This window comes from Kitasatospora sp. NPDC004531 (genome assembly GCF_053602195.1).
The window spans coordinates 75,683-95,736 of sequence record NZ_JBSGDD010000004.1 but is presented as its reverse complement, the minus strand read 5'-3'; the positions used below and the strand labels follow the sequence as shown (position 1 = coordinate 95,736).

14 protein-coding genes are annotated in these 20,054 nt (G+C 73.0%); 1 reads left to right on the top strand and 13 read right to left on the bottom strand.

Going from position 1 to position 20,054, the window contains the following annotated elements; translation table 11 throughout:
- Positions 1-42: 42 nt before the first annotated feature.
- The 13 genes from ACWEMJ_RS03465 to ACWEMJ_RS03405 all read right to left on the bottom strand — a co-directional run bounded on the left by ACWEMJ_RS03465 (position 43) and on the right by ACWEMJ_RS03405 (position 18,476).
- Positions 43-990, bottom strand: a complete 948-nt coding sequence (locus tag ACWEMJ_RS03465) for a prephenate dehydrogenase dimerization domain-containing protein (protein ID WP_452135255.1) — start codon at positions 988-990, stop codon at positions 43-45.
- Positions 977-3,058 (bottom strand): aminodeoxychorismate synthase component I, encoded by a 2,082-nt coding sequence (pabB, locus tag ACWEMJ_RS03460; protein ID WP_452135254.1) that lies wholly within the window; start codon positions 3,056-3,058, stop codon positions 977-979. Before pabB ends, ACWEMJ_RS03465 begins: the two co-directional genes overlap by 14 nt.
- Positions 3,055-3,381, bottom strand: coding sequence for a chorismate mutase family protein (locus tag ACWEMJ_RS03455; RefSeq protein ID WP_452135253.1), 327 nt, complete (start codon positions 3,379-3,381; stop codon positions 3,055-3,057). Before ACWEMJ_RS03455 ends, pabB begins: the two co-directional genes overlap by 4 nt.
- A gap of 5 nt (positions 3,382-3,386) precedes the next feature.
- A complete protein-coding gene (locus tag ACWEMJ_RS03450; protein WP_452135252.1) occupies positions 3,387-5,696 on the bottom strand; it encodes an FAD-dependent oxidoreductase in 2,310 nt (769 codons plus the stop codon).
- Positions 5,697-5,738: 42 nt separating this feature from the next.
- Entirely contained in the window at positions 5,739-7,265 is a 1,527-nt protein-coding gene (locus tag ACWEMJ_RS03445; RefSeq protein ID WP_452135251.1) for an amino acid adenylation domain-containing protein, read from the bottom strand.
- 76 nt (positions 7,266-7,341) lie between these two features.
- Positions 7,342-8,502: a pyridoxal-phosphate dependent enzyme gene (locus ACWEMJ_RS03440; protein ID WP_452135250.1), complete on the bottom strand. Its 1,161-nt coding sequence runs from the start codon at positions 8,500-8,502 to the stop codon at positions 7,342-7,344.
- Positions 8,503-8,614: 112 nt separating this feature from the next.
- Positions 8,615-9,262: a hypothetical protein gene (locus tag ACWEMJ_RS03435; RefSeq protein WP_452135249.1), complete on the bottom strand. Its 648-nt coding sequence runs from the start codon at positions 9,260-9,262 to the stop codon at positions 8,615-8,617.
- 145 nt (positions 9,263-9,407) lie between these two features.
- Positions 9,408-14,345: an amino acid adenylation domain-containing protein gene (locus ACWEMJ_RS03430; RefSeq protein ID WP_452135248.1), complete on the bottom strand. Its 4,938-nt coding sequence runs from the start codon at positions 14,343-14,345 to the stop codon at positions 9,408-9,410.
- A 58-nt stretch (positions 14,346-14,403) separates the two neighbouring features.
- A complete protein-coding gene (locus tag ACWEMJ_RS03425) occupies positions 14,404-14,622 on the bottom strand; it encodes an MbtH family protein (RefSeq protein ID WP_452135247.1) in 219 nt (72 codons plus the stop codon).
- A 37-nt stretch (positions 14,623-14,659) separates the two neighbouring features.
- The gene (locus ACWEMJ_RS03420) at positions 14,660-15,757 is read right to left on the bottom strand and encodes a saccharopine dehydrogenase NADP-binding domain-containing protein (RefSeq protein ID WP_452135246.1); all 1,098 of its coding nucleotides are present in this window, start codon (positions 15,755-15,757) and stop codon (positions 14,660-14,662) included.
- 27 nt (positions 15,758-15,784) lie between these two features.
- On the bottom strand, positions 15,785-16,606 hold the full coding sequence (locus tag ACWEMJ_RS03415; protein WP_452135245.1) for an HAD-IIA family hydrolase: 822 nt from the start codon (positions 16,604-16,606) through the stop codon (positions 15,785-15,787).
- 467 nt (positions 16,607-17,073) lie between these two features.
- A complete protein-coding gene (locus ACWEMJ_RS03410; RefSeq protein ID WP_452135244.1) occupies positions 17,074-17,319 on the bottom strand; it encodes a hypothetical protein in 246 nt (81 codons plus the stop codon).
- Positions 17,316-18,476, bottom strand: a complete 1,161-nt coding sequence (locus ACWEMJ_RS03405) for an anion permease (protein ID WP_452135243.1) — start codon at positions 18,474-18,476, stop codon at positions 17,316-17,318. The genes ACWEMJ_RS03410 and ACWEMJ_RS03405 overlap by 4 nt, the downstream gene beginning before the upstream one ends.
- A 275-nt stretch (positions 18,477-18,751) precedes the next feature.
- Here ACWEMJ_RS03405 and ACWEMJ_RS03400 point away from each other — a divergent pair, with 275 nt between their 5' ends.
- Positions 18,752-20,029 (top strand): serine hydrolase domain-containing protein, encoded by a 1,278-nt coding sequence (locus tag ACWEMJ_RS03400; RefSeq protein ID WP_452135242.1) that lies wholly within the window; start codon positions 18,752-18,754, stop codon positions 20,027-20,029.
- Positions 20,030-20,054: the final 25 nt, after the last annotated feature.

Here is a 20,054-nt window from a genome sequence, read left to right as displayed (position 1 = left end):
CCGGGGCTTCCCATTGCCTTCTCATCACTCACTGGACGGCCGTCAACTCCCTGGTGGCCGTGCGCTCTCCTCGGCGGAGGCCGGCGCGGCGCTCGCGAACAGCTGCGCGCAGGCGTCCTGCAGGGCCTGCCGCTGCTCGCCGAGGACGCCGCGGACGTCGCCCAGCAGCCGCTCGAACTCCGCTTCGTCGCCGCCGCGGACGGTCTTGCGCAGCTGCTCCACCCCGCCGGCGAGCGCCTCGTGCACGTCCGGCGTCATCGGGTTCCCGGCCTGGACGTCCCAGTACACTTCGGGGGCTCCGGAGGCGATCCGCGCCAACACGGCCAGCAGGGTGGCGTGCGGCGGAGGCGCGACGGCGATCAGGTCGTCGATGTCCGCGTCGAGGGCGTGCAGCGCGTGGCCGAACGCCAGTACAGTCGCGTGCGTCAGTGCCTGCGACACGGCGGCCAATCGGTCGTGACGCACGGCATCCATACGCACGACTCTACCGCCGAACGCCTCGACCATGCCCAACAGGCTTTCCACCAGCGGGCCTTGACGCAGCGTCACGGAAATCACCGGACGCCCGCGCATGCCCAGCGCCGGCGCGAACATCGGGTTGAGCGACACGGCCTGGCGGTCCGGGAAGCCGCGCACGGCCGATGCCATGCGCGTCTTCACGGACAGCGTGTCGGCCAGCAGCGCCCGCTCGGGGAGCAGCCCGGTCACCGCCGGCACCGCGTCGAGGGCGACCGGCTCCGGCACGGCGAGCAGCACCAGGTCCGCGCCCGCCACTTCGGCGGCCACGGCCCCGCCGGGCGCCCGGATGTCGCCTTCGAGGAAGCGGACGCCCGGCGGCGCCGCCCCGGGCGGACAGGGATCCACCACGCACACCTCGACGCCCGCTCCGGCGAGCAGCTCGGTGAACATCCGGCCGACCGCGCCGGAGCCGCCGGCCACGACGGCGCGCCGGATCCCTCCGGGCGCCGCCGCGGTGTCAGGACTGGTCATGCGGGGCCTCGTCCTCCTCGATCGGCGCGGCCGCGCCGGTGAGCGCCAGCGCCATCGCGCGGGACTTCACCAGGGTCTCCTCGTACTCCCCGACGGGGTCGGAGAGGCTGATCACCGCGCCGCCGACGCCGAACGAAGCCTGCTCGGGCGTGGAGACGATGGTGCGGATGACGATGCTGAGGTCCGCGGCGCCGTTCAGCGAGAACCAGCCGAGCGAGCCCGAGTACACCCCGCGCGCTCCGCCCTCCAGCCGGTCGATGATCTCCATGGTGCGGAGTTTCGGCGCGCCGGTCATGGAGCCGCCGGGGAAGCAGGCCCGCACGCACTCCACCGCCGAGACCCCGGGCCGCAGTCGGCCCCGGACGGTGCTCACCAGCTGGTGCACCGGCGCGTACGTCTCGACGTCGAACAGCTTCGGCACGTGGACGGAGCCCACCTCGCAGACGGTGTTCAGGTCGTTGCGCAGCAGGTCGACGATCATCAGGTTCTCGGCGCGGTCCTTCTCGTTGTCCAGCAGGTCCTCGCGCAGCGCCCGGTCCTGCTCGGGCGTGGCGCCGCGCGGCCGGGTGCCCTTGATCGGCTTGCTCTCCGCGACGCCGTCCGCGCCGATGGCGAGGAATCGTTCCGGCGAGGCGCTGAGCACCGCGACGTCCGGGAACTCGAACAGCGCCCCGTACGGGACGGGACTGATCTCCCGGAACAGCCGGTAGGTCAGCGACGGGTCGGGGACGGCGTCGGCGGTGAACATGTTGGTGAGGCAGATCTCGTACGACTCGCCGTTCTTGATCTCCTCCAGGCACTCGTGGATCCGCGCCAGGTACTGCTCGCGGTCGTGCCGCGCGGCGAAGGTGTCCACCAGCGCCTCGGCGGTGACCGGCGGGCGCCGCTCGCCGGCCCGGGCCGCGGGCAGCAGCTCCAGGCGGTGCGCGGTCTCGTCGAGCCACTTCACGGCGTCCGGGTCGTTGGGGGCGGTGCCCAGCGCCAGCAGGTAGGTGCACTGCTCGGCGTGGTCCACCACCACCGCCCGGTCGGCGAACAGCAGGGCGGCGTCGGGCGTCGGCGAGGTGTGCTCGGCGGACGCCCCGACCTCGGCCTTCAACTCGTAGCCCAGGTACCCGACGTAGCCGAGGTTGAAGTCGAACGGGAGGTCGTCGGCGGCCGGCAGCGCCCGGGCGCGCAGCTGCGCGTCCAGGTACTCGAAGATGCCCTGGCCGGGGTGGTCGACCACGCCGTCGGCCGTCTCCACCCGCACGGTGCGGGTGGCCACCCGGTAGGTCACGTACTCGGCGAGCGGGCCGGTGCCGTCGCCCAGCACGGAGAACCGGGAGTTCCCGTCGGCGTGCGAGCTGCTGTCCAGCCAGAACCCGCACCGCTTCCCGGCGACGAGTTCGGCGTGCGCGGTCGCGGTGTCGGGGTAGCTGGGCAGGCGGCGCACGTGCAGCGGCCGGCCGGCCGCCGGCTCGGTGACGCGCGCCCGGTCGCGGTGCCGCAGGGTGAGCGCCTTGAAGTTCCTGAGCAGTTCGCGGCCGTACTCGCTGGAGATGGACTCCGGGTGGAACTGCACGCCCCAGATCGGCTTGGAGCGGTGCCGCAGCCCCATCAGGACGCCGTCCTCCGTCCAGGCGGTGCGGATCAGCTCGTCGGGCAGTTCGGTGACGGCCAGCGAGTGGTAGCGGACCGCGGAGAACGGGGACGGGAGCCCGGCGAAGAGCTCGTCGCCGGTGTGGTGGATGCCGGAGATGCGTCCGTGCATCGGCTCGGGCGCGTGCTGGACGGATCCGCCGAACAGTTCCGCCATGCCCTGGTGTCCCAGGCAGATGCCGAGCACCGGCAGCCGGGAGTCCAGGATCGCGGCGGCGCTGACGCCGAAGTCCCGCTGCCGGCCGGGGTGTCCGGGGCCCGGCGAGATCACGATGTTGTCGTAGTCCCGGGGGCGGACGGCCGACCAGTCCACGTCGTTGCGCAGCACGGTGGGCGGCTGCCCGTTCACCTCGCCGAGCAGCTGGTAGAGGTTGTAGGTGAAGGAGTCGTAGTTGTCGACGAGGAGCGTGCGGACCGGACTGCTCATGGCCGGCCCCCCGCGATGGCCTCCCCGCCGTCGATCACCAGGGTCTCCACCCGGCAGGTCTCCTCGATGATCAGGTCGTACAGGCGGGCCAGGAAGTCCTGGCTGACGCCGTTCACGGCGCCGAAGTCCGCGGCCCGGCGCTGCACCGCGTCGATGCGGTGCGGCTGCATCATCGGCACCGCGTGCTCGCGCTTGTGGTGCGCGATCCGCACGCAGCACTCGATGCGGTCCCGGACGGTCTCCAGCAGCCGCACGTCGATGCCGTCGAGTTCGGCGCGCATGCGGGTCAGGCCGTCCGTGCCGTCACTTTCCGTTGCGGCCATGGCAGTCACTTTCGGAAGGAGGTGGTGTAGCGGGGACGGTCCTCCTGGTCGCGGTGGCCCTCGCCGTCGCTGAACAGGCCGGACTCGGCCAGCAGGGCCGTGACGTCCCCGGTCTGCGGGTCGTCGTGCTCGATGCCCAGGGCGCCGCCCGGGCGCAGCAGCTTGCCGGCGCCGGAGATCACGTGGCGGATCACGTCGAAGCCGTCGGCGCCGGAGAAGATCGCCCGGGCCGGGTGGTGGACGGCGAACTCCGGCGAGATCTCGGTGCCCTCCGGAACGTACGGGGGGTTGGCGAGCACCAGGTCGACCTTGCCGCGCAGGGAGGCCAGCAGGTCCTCGGCGGTGACGTCGGCCGCGTGGACGGTGATCGGGGTGTCGCCCGCCGCCGCCTGCGCCGCCGCGTTGCGGCGCGCGCACTCCAGCGCCGCCTCGTCCAGGTCGACCGCGTGCACCTGGGCGTCGGGGCGGGCGTGGGCCACGGCCAGCGCGACCGCGCCGGAGCCGGTGCAGAGGTCGACCACCACCGGGTTCTCGATCCCGGATATCGCGGACAGGCCCCAGGCCAGCAGGGACTCGGTGGGGGGCAGCGGCACGAACACGCCCTCGTTGACCGAGACCGTGACGCCGCCCAGCCGGGCGCGGCCGGTGAGGTGGCCGACCGGGATCAGCTCGGCCCGCTTGGCCGCCAGGGCGCGCACCTCGCGGGCGGCCTCCTCGGAGACCCGGTCCTGGGGCTCGTACGCGCCGAGGACGTGGGCGAGCAGTTCGTCGGCGTCCTTCTGCGGGCGCGGCACGCCGTTGGCGGTCAGCGTCCCGACCACCTCCCGGGCGAGCTCCTCGGCCGACAGGCCGGCGGAGGCGGAGGCGGTCGACTCGCCGCGGCTGGCCGCGTAGTAGTCGAGCAGGCCCTGGGTGAGCGCCGGGTTCAGGCGCGAGGCCGCGAGCAGCTCCGGCGGCGGCGTGAAGGTCGGGTCGAGCTCGTTCGCCCGCTCCGTGTACGCGACCCGCAGGTAGTGCTCCATGGTGGCCGGCCAGTAGATCGGGACGGTCCAGTCGGCCTCGTAGCCGGTCGCCAGCATGTGCGTGACGGTGGCTTCCACCACCTCCTCGCGGGTGGCCGGCTGGATCGGCGGCCGGACCGGCCGGAACGGCTCCAGGTCGATGGAGGCCTCCTGGCCGAGCAGCAGCCCGGCCATCTCGCGGGCCAGCAGCGGGGAGAGCGTCAGGCCGTCCCGGTAGGTGCCGGTCATCATCCACAGGCCGTCCAGGCCGGTCTCGCCGAGCAGCGGCATCCCGTCCAGCGACACCGGCCGGTTGCCGACCTGGATCTTGCGCACGCCGCTGTCGGCCAGGTCCTTGCGCACCTGGCGGACGGCGCAGTTGAGCAGGAACAGCGCGTCCGAGATGAGCGCGGTCTCCCGCGGGTCGACCGAGACGATGTTCGTCGCGCCGACGTAGACCTGGCCGCCGGGGCGGGGGACGACGTGCAGGCCGCACGCGAAGGCGCGGTTGGGGGTGCGGATCACGGTGGTCGGGCTGGTGCCGTCCGCGGTGTCCACCAGGGCGGAGACGCCGTAGCCGCTGATCAGCCGGGGGATCTGGACGGCCTGGTCGGGCACGGTGTCCAGGATCTCCTGGGAGTAGGCGCCGGCCGCCAGCACGGTCTTGTCGGTGCGCAGCACGGTGCCCGACTCCAGCTCGATCCCGCGCACCCGGCCCTTGGCGTGGTCGACCCGCACCGCGCGCTCCGCGATCAGCATGCCGCCGGCCGCCAGGTAGGCCTTCTCCAGGCGCAGCAGCAGCTCGCCGGCGTTCACCGCGTGCTCGTTGGGCAGGTACATCGCCTGCAGCGGGCGGGCCGTGGGCTCGGCGTCCAGCCAGTCGATCTGCTCGGCGTCCAGGTCCTCGAACTTCTCGCCGTAGGAGACGAGCGCGTCGCGGATGGCCCGGTAGTTGCGGGTGTCGATGTCGGGCACGCCGACGGTGTTCAGCATGACGACGGTGCCCTTGGCCGTCAGCAGGTCGCCGTCGGTCGGGTCGAGGTGCAGCTGCTCCAGCCACTCGGGCCACAGCTTGGCCGCCTGGTAGGCCCAGTCGAGCTTGAGCCGGCCGTGGTCGCTGTTCAGGTGATCGGCCGTCACCTCGCCGAAGGTGCCGAGCATCGCGCCGGCGGCCGCGGACGCGGCGCCCGGGCGGTGCGGCTGGCCGAGCACGGCCACCCGCACGTCGCGCCGGGCGAGTTCCAGGCCGAGCGAGAGCCCCAACGCGCCGTTGCCGACCACCACGACGTCGTACGAGTGGTTTCCCTCAGACATCAGGGTGTCCCCTTTCCGATTCGAATCTTCCAGCCGGGACGATCATTTCGACAGTTCCTCGGCCAATCGCCGCCGGTCGATCTTTCCGTTGCCATTGAGCGGAAATTCGTCGAATGCCGTCAGCGAGGCGGGAACCATGTAGGAAGGAAGTCTTTCCCGGAGGATCCGGAGCAGATCTTCGGTGTTGCCGGCCGGGCCGGTGAAGGCCGCGGCCAGTACTGCGTCGCCGCCGGTCGCCGCCCGGGCGACCACGACGGCGTCCTGCACGCCGGGCTGCTCGCGCAGCACGGCTTCGATCTCGCCGAGTTCGATGCGGTAGCCGCGCACCTTCACCTGGTGGTCCAGGCGTTCGCAGTAGAGGTAGCCGTCCGCGGTGGTGCGGACCCGGTCGCCGGTGCGGTACCAGTGCCGGTCGGTGAGCGGCGTCGCCGGGTCGTAGGGCGTCGCCGCGCCGCCGTCCCAGCTCAGGAACCGTCCCTCGTTGTTCGCCGGGTCGAGGTAGCCGGCGAAGCGCTGCGGGCCCCGGACGCACAGCTCGCCCTCCTCGGCCTGCTTGCCGTCCTCGTCGAGGACGACGCACTCCAGCGAGTCGAGGCCGAATCCGATGGGCACGGTGCCGTTCGGGGTGCGCGGCCACTGCGCGACCTGCTCGGGCAGCGTGTACTCGGTGCAGATGATGGTGAGTTCGGTCGGCCCGTAGGCGTTCTCCACCACCCCGTTCGGCGCTGCCGTGTGCCAGGCCTCGGCCTGCTGGAGGGTGAGGGGTTCGCCGGCGAACATGCTGCGCCGCAGGGTGGGCATCGACCCGGGCCGCAGGGGTTGCACCCGCTGGGTCAGGGAGATCACCGAGGGCACCGAGAACCAGTGGGTGAGTTCGCGGCGCTGCGCGAACCGGGCCGCCGCGAGCAGGTCGTTGCGGCCGGGGACCACCACGGTGGCGCCGGAGCCGAGCGCGGCGAACGTCGCCAGCACCGACAGGTCGAAGGTCAGCTCGAACGGTTGCAGCACCCGGCAGCCGGGCCCGAGTTCGTAGTGCGCGACGGCGTGGCGCAGGTACGCCGAGATGTTGCGGTGCTGGACGGGCACCCCCTTGGGCTCGCCGCTGGAGCCCGAGGTGAACAGGATGTAGGCCAGGTCTTCCGGCGCGGCGGCGGCCTCCGGCAGCTCGCCCGCCGCGGGCGCGCCGGAGTCCAGGGCGAGCACCCGGACGGGCAGCCCGTCGCCGAGCCGTTCCTGGTCGGCCAGGACCAGGTCCAGCGCGGCGGCCCGGGCGATCGCGGCGTTGCGGGCGGCGGGGAACGACGGGTTGAGCGGCACCACCGCGGCGCCCAGCCGCAGGACGGCGAGGTACCCGGCGTACGCGGACACCGTGGCCGCCGCCAGCAGGCCGACCCGCCGCGGCACGGCGCCGTCGTCGGCCGCGAGCATGCGGACGGCGATTTCCTCGGCCATGCGCTCGAGTTCCGCGTAGCCGACCACCCGGTCCGCGATTTCCAGCGCGGGCCGGTCCGGGAATTGCCTCGCCGAGGCGGCGAACCATTCATGGAGAGGTACGGTTTCTGTGTTCATTCCCGTTGCACTGCCTTTTCGAATGGGATGTGACACCGTGCTGCCGCCGGGAGACCTGGCCCACGAGCCGCCGGAACTACGGCAGCAGGCTGTGCGGCGCCGATCCGCTGACGATCATGACGATCCGGTCGGTGGGCGCGAACTTGCCGGCGTCCGCGGCCTGCCGCAGCCCGCCCCAGCAGATGAAGGCGGACTTCTCCGACTCGTAGTCCACCGGGATGTCCAGCTCCGCGCAGGCGTCGATCAGCAGCTGTGCCTCCGCCTCCACCCGCGCCGGGTCCACGGAGTCGATCTGCGCGCCGGTCTCCGCCACCAGCTCGCGCACCAGCGGCAGCGTCCGGTTCGGGTTGGTCGACTGGAGGGTGGGCTCGAAGGCCTTCTCCGGCGGCACCATGTCGTTCAGGTCGATCGAGTCGCGGCCCTCGCGCAGCGCCTCGCCGAGCAGGCCGGCGTCGGCGGCCTGGAACAGGTGGTAGGTGTGGTCGCCGACCGACGGCAGGCCGGCCTCGTGGGCGCGCCGGATGCCGCGCTCGATGCCGAGCGGGCCGTAGCCGCTGGCGATGGTCACCGCGATGATCGTGGCGTCGGCGGCGCGCTCCGCGATCGCCAGCCCCAGCGGGGCCTTGCCCTCGATCTTCCACTGGCTGGGCGTCAGCCGCAGCGCGCCGCTCTCCTTGCCGAACGCGATGGCCGCGTCGGCGGCGTCGGCCATGTTGCCCGGCACCGCCACCACGCGCGAGTCGCCGATCAGCGCGGTCGGGCACTTGTAGGCGGAGGCCTGCGGGGCGAACGCCGTGCAGGTGATGCCCAGGCGGTCCATGTGGTACTGGTACGACCGCGCGGTGTTCCCGGAGCTGTGCATGGTGACCGACGTCAGGCCCCACTCCAGGCACTTGGCGGCCAGCAGCACGCCCTCGTTGTCCTTGAAGGTGCCGGTGTCGTTCAGGGTCTGCGGCAGCAGCCGGACGGACGCGACGCCGAGCGCCTCGGCCAGTCGCGGGGCGTCCACCGGGACCAGCGCCTTCTCGTTGCTGCGCAGGGTGTCGGGGTCGGACACCGGCAGGAGCGCGGCGTAGCGGCCGACACCCGGGGTGTCGGTGACCGCGTCGGCCCAGCTGCGGACGTCGGGGAGCGACGGCGTCAGTTCTTCGCCGCAGCGGGTGCACTGCCACTCGTTGGGGCCGTCCACGATGCCGGCGCCGGGCTCCGCGGAGCAGGTGTTGCAGATGAGTTGCATTCTCTCGATCCCTCGGTCGTCAGGTCAGCGCTCCCCGTCCTGCGGCCCCGGGGGCACGTCGGCGCCCAAGTGGCCGCAGGAGGGGGAACATTGAGGATGCGTCGGACGCTTGTCAGGAAATGCGCAGGATCTCGGCGACGCGCTTGGTCACCGACGCCGGGTCGTCGTGCCGGTCGGCGAGCGCGGCGCCGCCCATGGTGAAGCCCCAGGCCCCGGCGGCGGCGATGGAGGTGATCTGCTCCGCGCCGCGGACGCCGCCCGCGATGAGCAGCGGGGCGGGCCCCGCGGCCGCGGTGCGCTGCATCAGCAGCGCCGGGTCGTAGGACTTCTGCCGGTAGGGCATCAGGACCAGGCCGGCCACGCCGGCGGTGGCGTTCAGCTGCTCGGCCTGGGCGGCCAGTTCGTCGGGCGTGCTGGCCAGCTCCAGCGGGCTGCCGGACATGGATCCGACGAACGGCCAGTACTCGGGCTTGCCGCTCTGCGCGAACTCCTGCGCCGCGCTGGGCCGCCAGGTGCCGACCACCCGGTCGACGCCGAGGTCCAGCGCCAGCTGGTAGCCGCGCTCCTGGCCGGCGTCGCTCGTGTCGGCGAGCTCCAGCAGGACGGAGCGGCCGTCCGCGTGCGCGGCCTCGGTGAGGTCCTTGGCCATGATCGGGTCGGTGCCCACGTCCTTGAACGCGATGAGGCGGAGCTCGTCGACGGCGAGCTTCTGGTACACGTCGACCGCGTCCGGGATGGTGATGTCCTGCTCGGTCAGCATCAGAACAAAGTTCAACGCCACTTCGTCTCACATCCTAAGGGTGTCTACGGCCAGTCGGCAGTTCTTTTGTTCATGAATTTCGATTCGTCCACGCACTTACCGGCCCGTGGGCAGGCGGGGGCGCGATCGCGATGATTCGCGGCGGCTATCGGGCCGATTTGCGCAGTTCCCTCGCCATGTCGTGCGGCGTCGGGTTCTGGAAAAGCACCTGGAGGGGCAGATCGACCTCGAACGCCTTGTTGATCCGGGCGATCAGCTGGATCGCGAGCAGCGAGTAGCCGCCGCTCTTGAAGAAGTGGCTGTGGACGCCCAGGCCGCGGTCGCCCAGCAGCTCCGACCACAGGCCGGTCAGCAGGTCCTCGGTGGCGTCGCCCGGGGGCGTGGCGTCCGCGGCGCCGGCGTCGACGGGCGTCGCCTCCGGCATCGCGGCCCGGTCCACCTTGCCGTTCCTGGTCATCGGGAAGCTGTCGAGCCTGAGCAGCGCCGACGGCACCATGTACTCCGGCAGCCGGCTCTCCAGCGACCGCAGGACCTGCGCCTCCGTCACCGTCGGCGGGGCCGTGAAGTACGCGACGATGCGCTTGTCGCCGGCGGCGCCGTCCCGCAGCATCACCGCGGAGGCGGTGACGCCCGGCTCGCGCAGGATCGCCGCCTCGATCTCGCCGAGCTCGATCCGGTAGCCCCGGACCTTGACCTGGTTGTCGCGGCGTCCGATGAACTCCAGGGCGCCCGCCGGGGTCGCCCGCACGATGTCGCCGGTCCGGTACAGCCGGCGGCCGGCCCGGCCGGTGAACGAGTCCGGCACGAAGCGCTGGGCCGTCAGGGCCGCCCGGTTGTGGTAGCCGCGCGCCATCCGGCCGCCGCCGATGACCAGTTCGCCGGCCACGCCCCGGGGGACGAGCTCGCCGGTGTCGTCGATCACGAAGGCGTCGTAGCCCCGCATCGGGACACCGATGCTCAGCGGCTCGCCCGGCTCGACAACCGTCATCGTGGCGGCGTGGGTCTCCGTCGGGCCGTACAGGTTGTACGACTGCCAGGGGCCCTCGCCCAGGGTGCGCCACAGCTTCTCGCTGACGGCCTCCCCGATGACGAGCATCCGCGTTCCGGTCGGAATCTCGTACAGCACGCCGAGACCCGTCGCCATTTCCAATTGGGACGGCGTGCAGTCCATGAGGTCGATCTCGTGGCGGACCAGGAGATCGACGAGCAGCCGCGGATCGCGCCTGACATTCTCCGGAACGATCACCATGGTAGCGCCGTCGGCCATCCATGAGAACTGAATGACGTGACCGTCGAAGAAAATCGGCGAATTGAGCGCGACCGACTTCGGCGCCGGCCCGTCGCCGATGATTTCCTCCGCCAGCGAGACGGCCAGCCAGTGAATTCCGCGGTGGCTCATCGTCACGGCCTTGGGCAGGCCGGTGGAGCCGGAGGTGTAGATCAGGTAGGCCAGGTCGTCGTGGCGCACGGTGACGGCCGGGCGGTGCGACGGCTCGGCACTCCAGGTGTCCTCGTCGTCGAGCAGCAGCACCTGTCCGCGGCCCTCGACCTGGCCGAGGGTCTCCCGGTCGGTCAGCACCGTGGTGCTGGCCGCGTCCTCCAGCATGTAGTGGATGCGGGCCTGCGGCAGCGCGGGGTCGATCGGCAGGTAGGCGGCGCCCGCCTTGAGGATGCCGAGCACCCCGGCGGCCAGGTGCGGCGAGCGCTGGGCGCACAGCGCCACCACGTGCTCGGGGCCGATGCCCCGCGCGCGCAGCCGCCAGGCGATCCGGTTGGCCCGCTCGTCGAGTTGACGGTACGTCCAGGCCTGCTCGGCGTAGCGGACCGCGACGGCGTCCGGGGTCCGGTCCACCTGCGCCTCGAACTGCTCGTGCAGGCCGACGTGCTCGGGCCAGGTCGTCTCCGGCGCCGTTCCGGCCGCGACGAGCTCGGCCCGCTCGGCGGCCCCCAGCAGCCGCACCCGCGAGGTCCGCAGGGCCGCCGGGTCGTGCCGCGTCATCGAGTCGAGGATCGTCAGGTAGTGGCCGGCCATCCGGCGGACGGTCTCCGCGTCGAAGAGGTCCGTCGCGTACGTGAAGCCGCCGATCACCCCGCGGGGGTCGTCCACCAGGTCGAGGATGACGTCGCACACGGCGAAGCCGTTCTCCAGCCTGGTGAAGTCCAGGCCCACCTCGTGCAGCGACCCGACCCGCTCCCCCGCGACGTCGAACCCGAACATCACCTGGACCACCGGCGACCTGCTGAGGTCGCGCGAGGGCTGGAGGGCCTCCACGACCTGCTCGAACGGCACGTCCTGGTGGGCGTACGCGCCGAGGCAGGTCTCCCGGACCCGGCCCAGCAGCTCGGAGACGGTGGGGTCGCCCGCCAGGTCGGTGCGCAGCGCCAGGGTGTTGACGAGGAACCCGATCAGGTTCTCCAGCTCGACCCGGTCGCGGTTGGCGACGGGGGTGCCCACGACGATGTCCGCGACGCCGCTGTGCCGGGCGAGCAGGAGCTTGAACCCGGCGAGCAGGGTCATGAACAGCGTGGTGCCCTCGCGCCGGCCGAGGTCGCGCAGCCGCTCCACCAGGTCGGTCGGGATCAGCACCGGCTCGAACGCCCCCCGGTGCGACTGGACGGCCGGACGGGGCCGGTCCAGCGGCAGGTTCAGCGCGGCGGGCGCGTCCGCCAGGCGGCCCTGCCAGTAGGCGAGTTGCTCGGCGGCCGGTCCGCCGGAGAGCCAATTCCGCTGCCAGGCCGCGAAGTCGGCGTACTGCAGCGTCATCGCCGGCAGGTCCGGCGCGGTCCGCCGAGCCCTGGCCCGGTAGCAGTGCGAGAGTTCGCGGGTCAGCACGTTGAACGACCAGCCGTCGAAGGCGATGTGATGCACCGTCAGCAGCAGCAGGTGCTCCTGGTCGCCGACGGCCACCAGCCGCGCCCGGATCAGCGGGCCGGTGGTCAGGTCGAAGGGTTCGCGGACGAAGTCGTCCACCAGGGACCGTACGGCGGCCGCGTCCGACTGCCGGAGGTCGTGGAACTCCCACGGGAGGTCGATCCGCTCCAGCACGAGCTGCCGCGGCCGTTCGCCGCCGGCGGGGAAGACCGTCCGCAGCGCGTCGTGGCGCTCGACCACGTCGTTCAGGGCGGCCCGCAGCGCCGGCGCATCCAGTGCGCCCCGCAGGCGGTACTCCACGGCGGTGGTGTAGGTGGTGGTGCCCGGTCGCAGCTGCTCCAGGAACCACAGCCGCTCCTGGGCGGGCGACAGCAGGGCGCGCTCCTCGCCCTCGGCGGGCCGGATCGGCTCCGGCGGGGCCGCGGGCCGGGCCTGCCGCATCCGGGCGGCCAGCGCGGCGACGGTCCGGTCCTCGAACACGTCCCGGGGCGTCAGCGCCCCGGCCAGCACTCCCCTGGCCCGCGCGATCAGGCGGCTGACCAGCAGCGAGTGCCCGCCGAGCTCGAAGAAGTCGTCGTGGACGCCGACCCGGGCGGCGTCCACGCCCAGGACGTCGGCGGCCAGTTCGGTGAGCAGCTGCTCGACCGCGTCGCGCGGGCCGACGTGGCCGTCGCCGGATCCGGCGAGGTCCGGCGCGGGCAGCGCGGCGCGGTCGACCTTGCCGTTCGAGGTCAGCGGGAGCCGGTCCAGGCCGACGATCACGGACGGCACCATGTAGTCGGGCAGCCGGGTGCCCAGCTGCTCGCGCAGCGCCCTGGGGTCCGCGCCTCCGGTGACGTAGCCGACCAGCCTGGTCCCGTCGCCCGGGTGGGCCACGGCGGTGACCACGGCGTCCGTGACGCCCGCGAGCCCGGCGAGGGCCGCCTCGACCTCGCCGAGTTCGATGCGGAAGCCGCGCAGCTTGACCTGGTGGTCGATCCGGCCGAGGAACTCCAGCGCTCCCGCCGCTCCCCGGCGGACCAGGTCGCCGGTGCGGTAGAGCCGGGCGCCCGGCGGGCCGAACGGGTCGGGGACGAAGCGCTGCGCCGTCAGGCCCGGCCGGCCGAGGTAGCCGAGGGTGACTCCGGCGCCGCCGATCAGCAGCTCGCCGGCCTCGCCGTCGGGGACGGGGTTCAGCGCCTCGTCCACCACGTGCACGGTGGTGCCGCGGATCGGCGAGCCGATCGGCACCGGGCCCGGCCCCGGGTGGGAGCCGGCGGCGGGGAACCAGGTCGAGTTGACGCAGGTCTCGGTCGGTCCGTAGAAGTTGATCACCTCGACACCGGGGACCTGCGCCGCGCACTCGGCGACCAGTTCGGGGTCGAGCGCCTCGCCGCCGCACATCAGCCACGGCAGGCCCGTCCCCTCCAGGGCGCGCACGGCGAGGATCTCGCGCAGCACGGCCGGCGTCACGCCGAGCACGTCGATCCGCCCGCCGGTGACCAGCTCCCGCAGCTCGTCCATGTCGATGCCGGTCTGGCTCGGGGTGAGCACGACGGTGCCGCCGGAGGTCAGCGGCGCGCAGAGTTCCAGGTTCGAGGCGTCGAAGCTGAGCGACATGCGGTGCAGGAACCTCAGCGGCTTGCCCTGCCAGAGGTCCGCGACGGCCCACCGGGTGTGGTTGACGATCGCGCGGTGCGGGACCATCACGGCCTTGGGCTGCCCGGTGGAGCCGGAGGTGTAGATCAGGTAGGCGAGGTCGCCGGGTTCGACCGCGACGGCCGGGCGGCTGCCGGGGTGGGCGGCCCAGGCCTCCGGGTCGTCCAGGACGAGGGTGTCCAGGCGGCCGCCCGCCGGGGAGGTGGCGCGGTCGGCGAGCAGGACCGTGGCGCCGGAGTCCTCCAGCATGTAGGCGATGCGGGCGGCGGGCAGCGCCGGGTCGACGGGCAGGTAGCCGGCGCCGGCCTTCAGCACGCCGAGCAGTCCGGCGATCGTCGAGAACGAGCGGCGGGTGTGCAGTGCGACGACGTGCCCCGGCCGGACGCCCGCGGCCAGCAGGCCCCGGGCGATCCGGTTGGCCTGCTCGTCGAGTTCCCGGTAGGTCCAGGCCCGCTCGCCGAGCACCAGCGCGGTGCTCTCGGGGGTGCGGTCCACCTGGGCTTCGAACAGCTCGTGGAGACAAGTGCGGTCCACCGGAGCCTGAATCGGCTCGTTGCGGGAGGAATCCCCCATGGTACTCAAGTTCGCTCCTGCCGGAATTCGTTACGGATGTCGGAACGGTGGAACTCGATCAGCCCGTTTGACCGGCGGCCCGGCCGCGAATGCTCAGCGGGCGCATATCGGTCCACACCTCTTCGACATACGCGAGACAGTCGGCTTCGGGGGCGGCTTCCCGGACGATCCGCCAGCCCACGGGGATTTCCCTGCCCTCGGGCCACACGCTGTACTGCTCCTCGTCATTGACCACCACGTAGTGGAGCGTGGTCAGGTCGGCGCCCTCATTCGGCATGGTGATTCCTTGTCGTTGTCCAAGTGCCAACACTGAATTACGCGAGCAGGGCGTCGAGGCGCGCGGCCCGTTGCTCCAGTTCGGCGACCGGAAGCGGCTCGGCGAGGCCGGGATCGATATCGGCGACCGATTTCCGGGCCTGCTCGCTGAAATGGACGGTGCCGTCGTCGTCGATGCGCTCCACACCGTCGCCGCGCGCGTGCTTCTCGTTGAACGCGATCGCTGCGGCCCGGTCGGTCCCGGGCGGCAGGTCGAGGGTGACCGCGCCCTGCTCGATCCGCACGGGATAGCCGCCCGGGAGTCCTCCGGGGGCGGCGGTCGAGCAGCGCAGCGGCGCCGCGCCGGGGAGCAGGGCGTGCAGCGCGGGGATCACGGCGGCCGCCGTGACCTCGTTGTAGCGCCGGGAGCGCGGGATCGGCGGCGCCTGGTAGGCGAGCTCGTCGGCGCGCCGGCCGTCCTCGCCCAGGAAGACCATGCAGCGGTCGGCGGGGTCGGCCGGTTCGCGGGACAGCATGACGTCGAGCAGTTGGGAGTGGTGGCCGACGACGCGGATGCGCGGCGCCTCGGCGTCGGGCCGGGCGGCGCGCAGCGCGGCGCGGCAGCGGAGGTCGATCATCGCGGCGTTGCCGAGGCCGAGCGTCGGCGCCAGTCCGAGGCCGGCCAGGACCGGTCCGGTGACGTCGGGGAAGGAGAGGTTCGCCACCGGCCCGGTCCAGCCGGCCTGCCGGGTGGCCCGCATGACGGCCAGCACCGCCGGTAGCTGGTAGGGCAGTTGGAGCGCGAGGCCGCCGCCGAGGACGGCCGACGCCGCGGCGTCCTCCCGTCCGGCCAGCGCCCAGGGGCCGCGCACGGCCGCGCACTGCACCACCAGGTCGGGGCGGGTGCGGGTGAGCAGTTCGGCGATGTCGTCCGGCCGGGTCGCGTCGAGCGTGACGGGTTCGACCAGGCAGTCGGAGATGCTGGCGGCGGTGCCGGCGACGGCCGCGACCGTCTCGGCGGACCGTCCGGCCAGCACCAGGCGCCGTACCCGGCCGCCCTCCGCCAGGCGGTACGCCAGCCGTGCTCCCATGTCGCCCATGCCGATGACCAGCACGGTGCTCGTGGGCGCGGAACTCGGGAAACTCGACGATGACATGGGGTATTCGCCGTTCTCTCGGGGTGCTCAGTGCCTCGTCGCGTCGGTGGGGGTCGCGGGTTCGGCGAGCAGGTGGGTGATGCTCCGGCCGACGTGGGTGGGTCGGACGTCGGAGCCGGCCAGCATGTCGGGGGTGGTGACGCCGGTCAGCACCAGCAGCGTGTCGAAGCCGGCCCGTTGCCCGCCGGCGATGTCGGTGTCCAGCCGGTCGCCCACCACCAGCGGTCGGCGGGCGCCGTGGGCTTCGGCCTGTTGCAGGAACAGGGTCGGTTCGGGCTTGCCGACGGACAGGTCCGGCGTGCGGCCGGTGGCGGCCGTGAGCGCGGCGATGAGGGCGCCGTTGCCGGGGACCAGGCCGCGCTCGGCGGGCCAGCTCTCCTCCAAGTTGGTTGCCACCCACAGCGTTTGCGCACGTTGCAGGGTCAGGGCGGCTTCCGCGAGGCCGGGCCAGCCGATGCCGGGGTCGAAGCCCTGCACCACGGCCTGCGGCCGGTCGTCGGCGGAGTCGACGGGCTTGAGCCCGGCGGCCGCCACCGCGTCGCGCAACGCGTCCGGGCCGAGGACGAGGACCGCCGCGCCGGCCGGCAGGCGCCGGGCCAGGGTGGCCGCGGCGATGGCGGTGGGGGTCACCACCTCGTCGGCGGTGGCTCCGATGCCGGCGTTGCGCAGCATCTCCGCCGCCTGGTCGGGGCGGCGGCGGGGGCTGTTGGTGGTGAAACGCAGCGGCACACCCTTGGCGCGGATGGCCGCGATGGTCTCCGCCGCGCCCGGGATGGGCTGCTGCCCGAGCACCAGGACGCCGTCGACGTCCAGCAGGATCAGATCGTAGAGGTCGATGAGGGAGGTCATATCGGCCAACCCGACTCTCGCCGACGGCTTTTCGCCGGGCAGGTCGGAGTCGTTGACACTCGCTTCGCGTACAATGGCAGCCCTTTCGAGCCAGTCGCGTCGATCGCGCTGGCTTGTCCCTGTCGTACGGGTAATCCGATGAATTGCCGAAAGATGGGACAGAGCCATCTCGATCTTCACAAACGGGCCACAAAAGTGGGCCCGCCGAAGCGGAAATCGACGAACGCGTCGATTCGGTTGCGCTTAACTCATTGGTCATCTGTGCGACAACGGCCGGGCCGGCAAGGATTGCGGATCCCACCCCGCCTTGCTTTCCGTGTGCTATCCACAGCTCCCGCCTGCGGATGTACCAAACGTTAACATCAACTGCTGGGGACACGTCAACACCTTTCAGGAGTGCGATCGCAAGGGCGCGCCCCCTGTTTCACCGACGAACTGTCAGCTGGAGCACCGTCACCGCCTGGGTCTCAGCGGTGGTTGACGATGACGGAGATGCCCCAGCCGATCGCGGCCAGCACCACGGCGAAGATCAGCCCGGCCAGGGTGCGGCCGAGCACCCCGGCGGCGGGGCGCTCGGCGGGCGGGCGGCCGGGGAGCGGCGCCGGGTGGAGCAGGCGCAGGCCGAGCGCGAACAGGGCGGGCAGGCCGGCGCCGGTGAGCAGGCCGACCACGACGATCCGCCAGAGCGCGTCCAGGTCGATCCAGGAGTTCACGGGCTGACCTCGTCGTCTCTCCTGGCGGGCCCGGGCACCACCGTGCCGGTCCACGCGGCGTTGACGTTCTCCGGAGTCACGGCCGGGTGGCGGGAGGCGAGGAAGAAGGCCGCCGACGCCAGGAGCAGCACCCCGAAGACCACCACCACGCCCGCCGTCCCGCCGATGCCGTCCGCGACCCAGTAGGCGGACGCGCCGACCAGCGCGGCGGCCGGCAGGGTCAGCACCCAGGCGGCGACCATCCGGCGGGCGAGCTGCCAGCGGACCCGGGCGCCGCTGCGGCCGATCCCGGAGCCGAGGATCGACCCGGTGGCGACGTGCGTGGTGGACAGCGAGTAGCCGAAGTCGGTGGAGCAGAGGATGACGGCGGCCGAGGCCGACTCGGCGGCCATGCCCTGCGGCGGTTCGATCTCCACCAGGCCCTTGCCCAGGGCCCGGATCACCCGCCAGCCGCCGACGTAGGTGCCGAGGGCGATGGCGAGCGCGCAGCACAGGATCACCCAGTCCGGCGCCTTCGCCCCGGGCGGCAGGGCGCCGTCGGCGATCAGGGCCAGGGTGATGACGCCCATCGTCTTCTGCGCGTCGTTGGTGCCGTGCGCGAGCGAGACCATCGACGCCGAACCGACCTGCCCGTACCGGAATCCGCGCCCGCGCGGCCCCTCGGGGACGCCCCGGGCGAGGCGGTACACCAGGACGGTGCCGGTGGCGGCGACCGCGCCGGCGACGAGCGGCGACAGCGCCGCGGGCACCACCACCTTGGAGACCAGGCCCTGCCACTTGACGGCCGAGAAGCCGGCGGCCGCCACGGTCGCGCCGATCACCCCGCCGATCAGCGCGTGCGAGGAACTGGACGGGACGCCGAGGTACCAGGTGGCCAGGTTCCACAGGATGCTGCCGGTCAGGCCGGCGCAGACCACGGTCAGCGTCACCGCGCCGGTGGCCACCAGCCCGCCTGCGATGGTCGCGGCGACCGCCGTCGACAGGAACGCCCCGACCAGGTTCAGCACCGCCGAGATCGCCACCGCGACCCGGGGCGGCAGGGCCCCGGTGACGATCGAGGTCGCCATCGCGTTGCCGGTGTCGTGAAAGCCGTTGGTGAAGTCGAAGCCCAGCGCCGTCGCCACCATCAGCGCCAGGACCGCGTCGTTGCCGGTCACGGGTGTGAACCTAGCCCGCGCGCCGGGGCCGCGCGCCGAACGGTGCGGGCCCGCCACCCGATCGGCGCAGCACGGCGGCGGGGCGGGCGTCAACCGCCGCGCCGTTCGGCCGCACCCCGACATTCCCCGGGATCGGTCGCGGTGCGGCTCCGGGTCCGTTCAGGGACGGCTTGCCGCACGGGCCGACGAGGCCTTCCGAGACTGCTGACAGGCTGTCAGAATCCGCTGCTGGCAAGCTGATTGGTCTTGCCGCGCCTTGGACCAGGGAGGCCGACATGACCGCCGAACCGACCACCTCGAAGGGCGCCCGCACCGCACCGGGCGTCGGGCGCGGCGCGGTGCTGCGCGCCGCCGTCGCGGCCGTCGCCGTCGCGGGCCTGCTCGCCGCGCTCGCCCCGGCCGCCGCGGCCCGGCCCGCCGTCGACGACGCCGCCGCGCCGCGGTCCGACTGGCGGGCCGTGGACGCGGCCCTCGCCGGGATGACCGGCCCCGGGTACTCGACCTCCGCCCTCGGCGCCGTCCGGCTGGCCGGCCGACCGGCCTGGAGCAACGCCACCGGCGTCGCCGACCTCGCCACCCGCGCACCCGCCGACCCGCGCGGCGCGTTCCGGATCGGCAGCGCCACCAAGACCTTCGTCGCCACCACACTGCTCCAACTCGTCGGCGAGCACCGGCTGGGCCTCGACGACCACCTGGAGGCCCTGCTGCCGGGGGTCGTCCCGAACAGCGACGCGATCACCGTCCGGCAGTTGCTCGACCACACCAGCGGCGTCGCCGACTACACCCAGGACCCGGCCTTCGACTTCTCCGACGCCTGGCTGGCCGGCGGCCGCTACACGTCCTACCGCCTGCGGGACCTGGTGGACATCGCCAACCGCTACCCGCCGGCCTTCGCCCCCGGCCAGGACTGGCAGTACTCCAACACCAACTACATCCTGCTCGGGATGATCGTCGAGAAGCTCACCGGCCACCGCTGGAACGACGAGGTCACCCGCCGGGTGATCCGCCCGCTCGGGCTCCGGAACACCTGGATGCCCGGCGACTTCCCGTTCGTCCCGGGCCCGCACGCCCACGGCTACGTCAAGTCGGCCGCCGGGCCGGTCGACGTCACGGTGCTCAACCCGTCCATGGCGGGCTCCGCCGGCGGCGGCATCTCCACCGCCGCCGACCTGACCGCCTTCCTCGACGCGCTGCTCGGCGGACGGCTGCTGGGCCCGGCCGAACTCGCCGCGATGAAGGAGACCAGCGCCCACGGCGAGGGCCGCACCTACGGCCTCGGCCTCCAGCGCCTGGACACGCCGTGCGGCCCGTTCTGGGGCCACGCCGGCGGCATCCCCGGCTACAGCACGATGATGCTGGCCTCCCCCGACGGCAGCCGCCAGTTCGCCGCGAGCACCACGTTCTACGACGCCCCGGACCCGGCCGCCGCCAACGCCGCCTGGTGGAAGCTCACCGTGACCGCCCTGTGCGGCGCCAACACCGGCGCCGGTGCCGGTACGACGGCGGACGGCCCCGGCCGCCCGGCGCGGACCGACGCCGGCGGCGGGGCCTGAGCGGAGCCCAGGGGGCGGTCAGGGG